We start from the raw sequence: 10,806 nt of genomic DNA, 5'->3' as shown, positions 1-10,806 counted from the left end.
TGCGGGACCACCTGGAGGACAACCGGTCGGTGTTCCTCGACGCGGCCCGCGAGGTTCCGGTGGCCCGCCGCCTTTTGCTCACTTCCGGTACAGCGCCTCTATCTCGGCCGCGTAGCGGGCCGTCACCGCGTGGCGCTTGACCTTCAGGGACGGCGTGAGCAGGCCGTTCTCCTCGCTGAACTCGCCCTCCACCACGGCGAAGGCACGGATCGACTCGGCGCGGGAGACGGCCTGGTTGGCATGGTCGACCGCCTTCTGCACCTCGGCCCGCATCCGGTCGTCGCGCACCAGCTCGGCGAGCGGGGTGTCCGACGGCAGCTTCCCTACGGACAGCCAGTGGGCGACCGCCTCGGGGTCCAGCGTGATCAGCGCGGCGACGAACGGCCGGTTGTCGCCGACCACCAGGCACTGGCCGACGGGCGCCCGGCTGCGCAGCCGGTCCTCCAGGACGGCCGGGGAGACGTTCTTGCCGCCGGAGGTGACCAGGATGTCCTTCTTGCGGCCGGTGATGGTGAGATACCCGTCCGCGTCCAGCGCACCGAGGTCGCCGGTCCCGAACCAGCCGTCGTCCGCCAGCACTTCGGCGGTCGCGGCCGGGTTGTTCCAGTACGACCCGAACACCACCGCGCCCTTGATCAGCACCTCGCCGTCCTCGGCGATCCGGACGGCCGTCCCCGGGATCGGCTGCCCCACCGTGCCGGGGCGCGGCGCGAGCGGCGGCACGATCGTGGCGGCCGCGCTGGTCTCGGTCAGGCCGTAGCCCTCGTAGACGACGATGCCGGCCGCGTGGAAGAACAGGTTGAGGTCGCGGTCGAGCGGTGAGCCGCCGCTGACGGCGTACCGCATCCGGCCACCGAGTTCCTTGCGGATACGGCGGTAGACCAGCAGGTCGTACAGCGCCCAGGCGGCGTACAGACCTGGGCCGGGGCCCTTCCCCGTGCCGAGGGACTTCTCCAGACAGGCCGCGGCGAACCGCACCCCGATCCGCTCGGCGCGGTCGAAGGACGCGGCACGCCCGATCTTCTCCGCCGTCGCCCGCCCGGTGTCGTGGATCTTCTCGAAGAGGTACGGCACCCCGACCAGGAACGTCGGCCGGAACTCCCGTAGCGCGGGCCGGAGTTCGTCCGGCTTCACGCTCGGGAAGTGGCCCATCTCGATCCGGCCCAGCAGGCAGGCGATCTGGAGCGTGCGGCCCAGGATGTGGGCGAGCGGGAGGAACAGCAGGGTGGACGCGGTCTGGCCGGTGGCCGCCTGGAAGACGGGGTGCAGCAGCTCGACCGTGTTGGCGGCCTCGGCGTACAGGTTGGCGTGGGTGAGGACACAGCCCTTGGGACGGCCGGTGGTGCCGGAGGTGTAGCAGACGGTGGCCGTGGTGTCGGGGGTGAGGCCGCTACGGCGCTTGGTCACCTCCTCGTCCGGGATCTCCTGGCCGAGGAGGGTGAGGTCGGCGAGCGCGCCGCCGTCGAGTTCCCAGACGCGCGGGGGGCGGGGGTGGGAGGCCGTGCCGGTGATGACGGTGGCGGTGTTCTGTGCGGTCTCGGTGACGACGTGGCGGGCGCCGGAGTCCCTGACGATCCACTCCACCTGGTCGGCGGAGGAGGTGGGGTAGACCGGGACGGTCACACCGCCGGCCGCCCAGACGGCGAAGTCGAGGACCGTCCACTCGTAGCGGGTGCGGGACATCACGGCGACGCGGTCGCCTGCGGCGAGGCCGGCGGCGATCAACCCTTTTGCGGCGGAGGCCACTTGGGCGGCGAAGGCTTCTGCGGTGACCGGACCGTCGGTGCGGCGGATCGCCGTGGCGTGGGGGTCCTCGGCCGCGTTGGTGTAGGGGAGGTCGGCGAGGGAGCCGGTCATGAGCGGGGCGGCGAGAGGCGGTCGGCTCGCCTCCCGCACGACCCCGGCCTCGTCCTTGATGACCTCGACCTTGCCCCGGTCGGCCAGGTCGGTACGTCGGCGTGCTCGTTCGAGGTCGCTGCGTACGCTCATGGGGCGTCAACTTACTCAGAAGTAAGGGGAGGTCAATGGGTTCGGACGGTTTGGGGTTCGGGTGCGGGCCCCGCGCCCCTAAAGGGGCGCTGCCTCACTGATCGCTGTGGACAGAGCAGCCACGTCCTTGTCTTCGGTCACCCGCGCCAGAGTGGCTGCCCGGGACTGCAGCTTCGTGAGGCTCGGTGCTCCCGGGATGTCGTACTCCCCGTCCGCCAGCGCGTCCGCGAAGTAGGCCGCCACCGCCGTCACCTGGAAGCGCGGGGAGGCCGACCAGACGTCGTCGTGCAGGGCGTTGGTCTCCATGGAGCCGGTGTTCTCGTGCGGGGAACGGGTGTTGGGATCCAGCCAGCGGACCGTGGCGGTCGCGAGGTGGCCGTCCGTGCCGGGGATGGTGCGGACCGCGTAGAGGGCCGTGACCGTGTGGCCGGGGCCGATCTCGCCGCCGTCCACCTTGTCGTCGCGGAAGTCCTGGTCGGCGACCTTGCGGTCCTGGTAGCCGATCAGGCGGAAGTCGGCGACCGTGTGCGGGTCGAAGGCCACCTGGGCCTTGGCGTCGCGGGCCACCAGGTCGATGTTCTGCGGGAGTTGACGGCAGAAGACGTCGGTGGCGGTCGCGGTGTCGGAGACGTACACCGTGTGGCCGTCGCCCTTGTCCGCCAGGCGTTCCATGAGGGCGTCGCCGTAGTCGCTGCCCACGCCCACGCCGAACAGGGTGATGCCGTACGCGCGGCGGTCGCCGTCGATGCGCTTGAGGATGGCGTTCGGGTCGGTCTCGCCGTCGTTGGCGAGGCCGTCGGAGATGAGGACGACGCGGTTGGTGGCGTTCCTGCGCAGGCCCTCGACGGCGGTGGCGTAGCCGGTCTCGACGCCCTCGCCGAGGTTGGTGGAGGAGAGGGCCGCGAGGCCGTCGACCGCGTCGTGGATCTCGGCGCGGTGGCCGCCGAGGCGGGTCATCGGCAGGACCGTCTCGGCGTGTTCGCTGAAGGTGACGAGCGCGACCGAGTCGTCGTCGCGCAGCCGGTCGGTCATCGTGTCCAGGGACTTCTTGGCGAGGTCGAGGCGGCCCGGCTGGTCCATGGAGCCGGAGACGTCGATGACGAAGGTGAGGGCGGCCGGGGGGTGTTCGTCGGGGTCGTCGGCGGCGGGGCGGGTGGCGAGGCCCACGCGGACGAGGGACCAGTTCGGCTTGCTGGTGCGGGCGCCGTCGACGGTGACCGTGAAGCCGTTGTGCTCGGGGGTTCGGTAGTCCTGGCGGAAGCTGTTGACGAATTCCTCGGGCCGGATGGTCGAGGGGTCGGGGCGGCCGCCGTCGGCGAGGGTGCGACGGGCGTAGCCGTAGGAGGCGGTGTCGACGTCGAGGGCGAAGGTGGAGAGGTGGTCGGAGGGGGCGTCGGTCTCGTCGCCCTGTGCCTGGGAGGGCGCGGGGGCCCGGGTGGCGGTCGTGTATTTCGGGCCGTTCACGTGGTTCTCGTCCGCGCCGCAGCCCGTCAGCAGCAGGGCGCCCGCGGTGGTGAGGGCGAGCAGTGCCCCGCACGTCTGTCGTCGTGTCCGGTGTCGGTTCATCGCGTGTGCCCCCTGTGCCGGTCGGAGTCGACTTCCTGACTTTTCGTCGACTGTGACGGCGCAGGGGGCCGGAACGTGCGCCCCGATGCGTTGCGGATGAATCTCGAAGTGGCCACGGACCAGGGGTTTCGAGGCCGGAGGGAGATCGTCCGGTGACCTAGGAGACGATGTCCTTGCGGGCGAAACCCCGGAAGGCCAGGGCGAACAGCACCAGGGCGTACGTTATCGAGACCGCCGTGCCCTGGATCATGCCGGACCACTCCAGGTGGGGTTGTACGGCGTCCGCCCAGGCGTACTGCCAGTGCGCGGGCAGGAAGTCACGCCAGTCACCGAGGGCCGTCACCTGGTCGAGAACGTTGCCGACGATGGTCAGGCCGACCGCGCCGCCGACCGCGCCGAGGGGGGCGTCGGTCTTCGTGGAGAGCCAGAACGCCAGGCCCGCGGTGACCAGCTGGGACAGGAAGATGTACACGATCACTACCGCGAGGCGCTGGGTGGCGGTGGTGGTGTCGAGTGCGCCGCCGGTGGGGATCTGGAGGGGCCCCCAGCCGTAGGCGACCGTGCCGACGGCCAGGGCGACCAGCGGCAGCAGGATCATCGCGGCCAGGCTGAGGCCGAGCGCGACGACCAGCTTGGACCACAGCAGCCGGGCCCTCGGCACGGGCGCTGCGAGCAGGTAGCGCAGGGAGGACCAGCCGGCCTCCGAGGCGACCGTGTCCCCGCAGAACAGGGCGACCGGGATGACCAGCAGGAAGCCGGCCGACACGAACAGGTTGACCGCGGCGAAGTTGGCGCCGGACGCGGTGGCCGTGTCCAGGAGGGTGACCTGGCCGTTCTGGGCGCCCGGCTGGCCGCCGATCGCGAACGCGATCAGCAGCACGACGGGCAGTAGGGCCAGGATCCCGCCCATCACCAGCGTGCGGCGCCGCTTGAGCTGGCGGACCAGTTCGACGCGGAGCGGCAGGGTGCGGCCCGCCCGGTAGCCGGAGGCGACCGCGGCCTTCTCGGTGAGCGTGTTCATGCGGAACCTCCGATCAGGGTCAGGAAGGCGTCTTCCAGACGGCGGTGCGGGCCGACCGACGCCACCGGCACATCCAGCCGGACGAGTTCGGCGACCAGGCGCGGTGCGCTGCCGCCGGGCTCCATGCGGACGAGCAGGCCGTCGGCCGTACTGGTCACGGATGCCACGCCGGGCAGCGCGGCCACCTTCTCCACCACCGGCTCCTCCAGGGGAGTGCCGGTGCCGACGAGGACGGTGTCGCCGGAGCCGACGATGTCGGCGACCGGTCCGGCCTGGACGAGGCGGCCGCGGTCCATCACCACGAGGTGGGTGCAGGACTGCTCGACCTCGGCGAGGAGATGGCTGGAGACGATCACCGTGCGGCCGGCGGCCGCGTAACGGATCATCACCTCGCGCATCTCGCGGATCTGCGGCGGGTCGAGGCCGTTGGTGGGTTCGTCGAGGATGAGCAGGTCCGGCAGGCCGAGCATGGCCTGGGCGATGGCGAGGCGCTGGCGCATGCCCTGCGAGTAGGTGCGGACCGCGCGGGCCAGCGCGTCGCCGAGGCCGGCGATCTCCAGGGCCTCGTCCAGGTGGGCGTCCTCGGGCGGGCGCCCTGTGGCCTGCCAGTACAGCTCCAGGTTCTCCCGGCCGGACAGGTGCGGCAGGAAGCCGGCGCCCTCCACGAAGGCGCCGACCCGGGAGAGGACGGGGGCGCCCGGGCGGATGGCGTGGCCGAAGACCCGGACCTCGCCGCCGTCCGGCTTGATCAGGCCCATCAGCATGCGCAGGGTGGTGGTCTTGCCCGCGCCGTTGGGGCCGAGGAGGCCCAGCACCTGGCCCTTCTCCACGCGGAAGGACAGCTCCCGGACCGCGTACCGGTCGGAGGAGCCCGCGTAGCGCTTGCTCAGGTCCGTTATCTGGAGCGGGACTTCGGCGAGCGCCGGGGCGGGGGCCGGGCCGGCGGTGCGGCGGCGGCCGGTGAGCAGCAGGGCCAGGGCGGCCAGCGCGCCGGCCAGCGGCAGCCACCACACCCAGGAGGGCAGCGGCGCGGCGGCCGTGTCCACCTGGGGTGCCGTCGGCACGCTCAGGGGGCTCTGGAGGGAGACGGTGTAGGTGGCCGGAGCGGTCGGGGAGGCGTAGCCGAGATCGGTGGAGGCGAGGACCAGGCGCAGCCGGTGGCCCTTCTGCACCTCGTGGTCGATGGCCGGGAGGGTGAGGGTGACGTCCTTGCCGGCCTTGGCGCCCTCGACGCGGATCGGGGTGACCAGCTGGGAGGGCAGCACCTGCTGGGTGCCGTCGGGGCCGACGTCGTACACCTTGCCGAAGAGCACGGCGTCGCCGGTGGTCGAGGTGAGGTGGACGGTGGCCGTGGGGGTGCCGGTGATCTGCACGTTGTCGGCCATCGGCGCCGAGTCGAAGCGGGCGTACTGGCCCGGGAAGTCGAGGGAGATGCCGACGCCGAAGGAGGAGAGCTGGGCGAGGCCGCCGGAGCCGCCGAGGCCCGGCAGGGCGGAGACGCCGGGCGGGCTGGCGCCGGCCGGGTTGGCGACGCGCTGGGTGCCGCCCTTCAGGGCGATGTTCTTCCGGTCGCTCTCCAGGCCGGGGTAACTGGCGGCGGTCGCGCCGCGCAGCTGGGCGGCGCCGTCGGTGGAGTCGACGCCTCCGGTGCGGGTGATCCGGAAGGCCGGGCCGGTGTCGGTGGCCTTGTCGCCCTTCAGGTACCGGTCGAACCACGACGTCACCCGTCCCTCGACACGGCTGGTCTCCAGGTCGCCGCCGTCGTGGCCGCCGGCGATCCAGTCGACGTCGACGGGGGCGCCGTTGGCCTTGATGGCCTTCGCCGCGGCGTCCGACTGGGAGAGCGTGAAGAGGGAGTCGGTCTGCCCCTGGAAGAGCAGCGTCGGCACCTTGATGCGGCTGCCGACGGCCGACGGTGACCGCTCTTCGAGGAGCTTGACCGCGGCCGCGTCCGGCTTGCCCGACTCGGCGACCCGGTCGTACATCGCGCACAGCTCGGGCTGGAAGTTGGCGCAGCCGCCGCCGGTGTTGAAGAAGATCCCGGCCCAGAGCTTCTTGAAGACGCCGTTCGGGAACAGGGCGTCCGCGAGGTTCCAGTACGTGATGGAGGGGGCGATGGCGTCGACCCGGTTGTCGTAGGCGGCGGTGAGGAGGGAGATCGCGCCGCCGTACGAGCCGCCCGCCATGCCGACGCGCGGGTCGCCGGCCTTGTCGAGCTGGACCTGGGGCTGCTTCGCCAGCCAGTCGATGAGCCTGGAGACGTCGGCGACCTCGCCCTTCGGGTCGTTGAGGCCGATCTTCCCGGTGGACCTGCCGAAGCCGCGGGCGGACCAGGTGAGGACCGCGTAGCCGTCGCGGGCGAGGTCCTCGGCCTCGGCGCGCATGTCGTCCTTGCTGCCGCCGAAGCCGTGGGCGAGGAGGACCGCGGGGCGTCGGCCGGTGCCGGACGTGGTGAAGAACGAGGTGTCGAGACGCACCCCGTCCACTGCCATGACCTTGTCGGTCCGGTGCACCGGGGGCGGGTCGTCGGAGGCGACGGCCGTCCACGTACCGGCACCGGCGAGCACGACGACGGCGGCCGCGGCGGCCAGAAGCCGCCGCGGCCGCCCGAGCAGCGCTCGTAGGCCGGGGGGTCGAAGATCCATGCTTCAACGGTACGGGCCCGCACCGACATCCGATGCCGACGGTGGGCTGAACAGCGGGCCATCCCCGAGGAGTAGGGGTGGGTTGCCGTGTACTTCGGGTGCGGTACACCGGGGTGACGCCGGGGGCGCTTCCCACGCCCCTGAGGCCGGCTGCTCCCACCGGCACTCACAACCCACCGCCGCTCCACCGAACATCACCGCCCCACCCCATCCCGCCGCAACGGCGATCAGCCGCAGCGGCGGATTTCGGCGGTGCCGGACCGGACGGTGGGTACTTGCGGGCCGGTGGGGGCCGGTCGCGCAGTTCCCCGCGCCCCTGTCGGGGCGCGGCAGTCGCCGGCCGTCAGGGCTGGGCGTCCTCCGGGATCGAGACGACCCAGTGGGTTTCCTTGCGGGGGCGGAGGTAGAAGGCCCAGTAGAGGGTCGCGGCGGCGGTGATGCCGCCGGTCCAGAGGAGGTAGGTCGTTTCCTGCTGGGTGAGGATGTAGCCGAGGACGACGATGAGGAGGATCGGCATCGCGGGCCAGAGCGGCATGCGCCAGGCCGGGGTGTGCTTGTGGTGGCCGCGGCGGGAGAGGAGGGCGGCGACGGCGACGAGGAGGTACATGCCGGTCACCGAGACGCCCGTCACGCCGTACAGGGTGTCCAGGTTGACGAAGCAGAGCAGGGCGCCGGGAACGCCGACGGCGAGGGTGGCGACCCAGGGGGAGCCGAAGCGGCCGAGGCGGGAGAGGGCGCCGTTGACCGGGGCCGGCCAGGCCTTGTCGCGGGCCGAGGCGAACAGCACGCGGGAGTTCTGGATGACCATGACGATGCCCGCGTTGATGATCGCGAGGGCCACGCAGAGGCTGACGAAGGTACCGACCGCGGAGTTCGACCAGGCGGTGACCATGGAGCTGATGTCGCCGCCGGTGAGGGACTTGAGGTCGGTCGCGCCCATGGTGATCGCGACGACCGGGACGAGGATGATCACCGTGGAGATCGCGAGGGTGGCGAGGACCGTGCGGGCTACGTTGCGGCGCGGGTTCTCCAGCTCCTCGGAGAGGTAGACGGCCGTCGAGAAGCCCTGGGTGACGAAGAGGGCGATGGCGAGGCCCGAGACGACGAGCATGGCGGTGACCGTGGTGGTGTGGCCGCCCGTGTCCGCCACCTGCATGGACGTGAGGCTGCCGACGCCCCGGTGGCTGTGGGAGAAGCCCAGCACCGCCACCACGCCGGCCGCGATGACCTCGAGGACCAGGAAGATGCCGGTGATCCAGGCGTTCGCACGCAGGTCGAGGAGGCCGGCGAGGGTCGCGAGGAGCATCACGCCGGCGCCGGTCAGGGCCGGGTCCAGGTGGACGATCGGGGACAGGTAGTCGGCCGTGCCCATCGCGATCACCGGCGGCACGATCATCACGACGAGGAGAGAGAGGACGAAGACCAGCCAGCCCGCGAGGCGGCCCGCCATCGTCGAGACCATGGCGTACTCGCCGCCCGCGCTGGGGATGAGGGTGCCCAACTCCGAGTAACAGAAGGCCACGGCGATACAGAGGAGGGAGCCGATGGCGATCGTGAGGGCGGTGGCGGTCCCGAGGGAGCCGAACAGGTCGGGGACGACCACGAAGAGCGTGGAGGCCGGGGTGACGCAGGAGAGGGTGAGGAGGGTGCCGCCTACTACTCCGATGGAGCGCTTGAGCGTCTTGGGACTGTCAGACGCCTCTACGACGGCGGTCTCGACAGGGCGGAGCGTGTCGGTCATGCGGCGGTTCCGATCGACTCTGGCGGATGCCTCCGGCGGTTGGGCTGTGCTGCATGGAACCCCGACGAAAACCATTGCGTCAATGGCTGTTTACCTTCGGATTCCGCACTCTTAAAGCGACGGGGGTCACATCACTTTCTTAGGATCGAACGGCAAGATGGGGCAATCATCAAGACCGTCATCCGCATGACCTTGGTTTCGAAGGTCATGAACGCAAAGAACTTAAGCCACCCGTTTCATCCCGCGAAAACGAGAACCGCAGCACCGCCGACAAAAAAAGTCGGGGCCGTCCGGTATCCGGACGGCCCCGACAGGGTCAAGCGGTCACGCTCAGTGGTTGCGCGGGAAGCCCAGGTCGACGCCCGCGGGCGCGTCGGCCGGGTCGGGCCAGCGGGTGGTGACGACCTTGCCGCGGGTGTAGAAGTGCGTGCCGTCGTTGCCGTAGATGTGGTGGTCGCCGAAGAGGGAGTCCTTCCAGCCACCGAAGGAGTGGTAGCCGACGGGGACCGGGATCGGCACGTTCACGCCGACCATGCCCGCCTCGATCTCCAGCTGGAAGCGGCGGGCGGCGCCGCCGTCCCGGGTGAAGATCGCGGTGCCGTTGCCGAAGGGGGAGGAGTTGATCAGCGCCACACCCTCCTCGTACGTCTCCACGCGCAGGACGCACAGCACCGGGCCGAAGATCTCGTCCTGGTAGGCCTTGGCGGTGGTGGGCACCTTGTCGAGGAGCGAGATGCCGATCCAGTGGCCGTCCTCGAAGCCCTCGACCGTGTAGCCGGTGCCGTCCAGGACGACCTCGGCACCCTCGGCGGCGGCACCGGAGACGTAGGAGGCCACCTTGTCGCGGTGCACGGCCGTGATCAGCGGGCCCATCTCGGAGGACGGGTCGTTGCCGGGACCGATCTTGATCTTCTCGGCGCGCTCGCGGATCTTCTCCACCAGCTCGTCGCCGATCGCCCCGACGGCGACCACGGCCGAGATGGCCATGCAGCGCTCACCCGCCGAGCCGTAGGCGGCGGAGACGGCCGCGTCGGCCGCCGCGTCGAGGTCCGCGTCCGGCAGGACCAGCATGTGGTTCTTGGCGCCGCCCAGCGCCTGCACCCGCTTGTGGTTGGCGGAGGCGGTGGTGTGGATGTAGCGGGCGATCGGCGTCGAGCCGACGAAGGAGACCGCCTTGACGTCCGGGTGCCCCAGGAGCCGGTCCACGGCCACCTTGTCACCGTGGACCACGTTGAAGACACCGTCCGGCAGCCCGGCCTCGGCCAGCAGCTCGGCGAGCTTGATCGACGCGGACGGGTCCTTCTCGGACGGCTTGAGGACGAACGTGTTGCCGGTCGCGATCGCGATCGGGAACATCCACATCGGGACCATCGCCGGGAAGTTGAACGGCGTGATACCCGCGACCACGCCCAGGGGCTGGCGGATCGAGGAGACGTCCACACGGGACGCGACCTGCGTGGACAGCTCGCCCTTCAGCTGCACGTTGATGCCGCACGCCAGGTCGACGATCTCCAGGCCGCGGGCGACCTCGCCGAGCGCGTCGCTGTGCACCTTGCCGTGCTCGGCGGTGATCAGCTCGGCGATCGCGTCCCGGTTCGCGTCCAGCAGGGCACGGAAGCGGAACAGGATCTCCGTGCGCCTGGCCAGCGACGACTGGCCCCAGCTCACGAACGCGTCCTTGGCGGCGGCGACCGCGGCGTCGACCTCGTCGACCGACGCGAACGCGACCTTCGTGGTGACCACGCCGGTGGCCGGGTCGGTGACCGGCCCGTAGTTGCCCGACGTGCCGTCGACGGACTTGCCGCCGATCCAGTGGTTGACGATCTTCGTCATGACCGGTTACT

Annotated in this window: 6 protein-coding genes; all 6 read right to left on the bottom strand. The window is 71.1% G+C overall.

From position 1 onward, the window contains the following. Positions 1 to 78: 78 nt before the first annotated feature. The 6 genes from ABT137_RS26270 to mmsA all read right to left on the bottom strand — a co-directional run bounded on the left by ABT137_RS26270 (position 79) and on the right by mmsA (position 10,795). On the bottom strand, positions 79 to 1,989 hold the full coding sequence (locus ABT137_RS26270; RefSeq protein WP_351712953.1) for an AMP-dependent synthetase/ligase: 1,911 nt from the start codon (positions 1,987 to 1,989) through the stop codon (positions 79 to 81). Positions 1,990 to 2,067: 78 nt separating this feature from the next. Continuing rightward, positions 2,068 to 3,555: a vWA domain-containing protein gene (locus tag ABT137_RS26265; RefSeq protein ID WP_351712951.1), complete on the bottom strand. Its 1,488-nt coding sequence runs from the start codon at positions 3,553 to 3,555 to the stop codon at positions 2,068 to 2,070. A 157-nt stretch (positions 3,556 to 3,712) separates the two neighbouring features. Next, positions 3,713 to 4,576 carry an ABC transporter permease gene (locus tag ABT137_RS26260; protein ID WP_351712948.1) on the bottom strand — a complete coding sequence of 288 codons (864 nt, stop codon included), beginning with the start codon at positions 4,574 to 4,576 and terminating at the stop codon, positions 3,713 to 3,715. Then, positions 4,573 to 7,221 (bottom strand): CocE/NonD family hydrolase, encoded by a 2,649-nt coding sequence (locus tag ABT137_RS26255; RefSeq protein WP_351712946.1) that lies wholly within the window; start codon positions 7,219 to 7,221, stop codon positions 4,573 to 4,575. Before ABT137_RS26255 ends, ABT137_RS26260 begins: the two co-directional genes overlap by 4 nt. A 343-nt stretch (positions 7,222 to 7,564) precedes the next feature. Continuing rightward, positions 7,565 to 8,962: an APC family permease gene (locus ABT137_RS26250; protein WP_351712944.1), complete on the bottom strand. Its 1,398-nt coding sequence runs from the start codon at positions 8,960 to 8,962 to the stop codon at positions 7,565 to 7,567. 330 nt (positions 8,963 to 9,292) lie between these two features. Then, positions 9,293 to 10,795 carry a CoA-acylating methylmalonate-semialdehyde dehydrogenase gene (gene mmsA / locus ABT137_RS26245; RefSeq protein WP_351712942.1) on the bottom strand — a complete coding sequence of 501 codons (1,503 nt, stop codon included), beginning with the start codon at positions 10,793 to 10,795 and terminating at the stop codon, positions 9,293 to 9,295. Positions 10,796 to 10,806 lie beyond the last annotated feature (11 nt).

This window comes from Streptomyces sp. NPDC001980 (assembly GCF_040296885.1).
Lineage (GTDB): Bacteria > Actinomycetota > Actinomycetes > Streptomycetales > Streptomycetaceae > Streptomyces.
The sequence above is the reverse complement of the archived record's forward strand: the minus strand, read 5'-3'. Positions and strand labels throughout refer to the sequence as shown.

Coding starts and splice junctions, on each gene's coding strand:
- ABT137_RS26265 (WP_351712951.1), bottom strand. CDS start 3,555: ATGAACCGACACCGGACACGACGACAGACGTGCGGGGCACTGCTCGCC.
- ABT137_RS26260 (WP_351712948.1), bottom strand. CDS start 4,576: ATGAACACGCTCACCGAGAAGGCCGCGGTCGCCTCCGGCTACCGGGCG.
- ABT137_RS26250 (WP_351712944.1), bottom strand. CDS start 8,962: ATGACCGACACGCTCCGCCCTGTCGAGACCGCCGTCGTAGAGGCGTCT.
- ABT137_RS26255 (WP_351712946.1), bottom strand. CDS start 7,221: ATGGATCTTCGACCCCCCGGCCTACGAGCGCTGCTCGGGCGGCCGCGG.
- mmsA (WP_351712942.1), bottom strand. CDS start 10,795: ATGACGAAGATCGTCAACCACTGGATCGGCGGCAAGTCCGTCGACGGC.
- ABT137_RS26270 (WP_351712953.1), bottom strand. CDS start 1,989: ATGAGCGTACGCAGCGACCTCGAACGAGCACGCCGACGTACCGACCTG.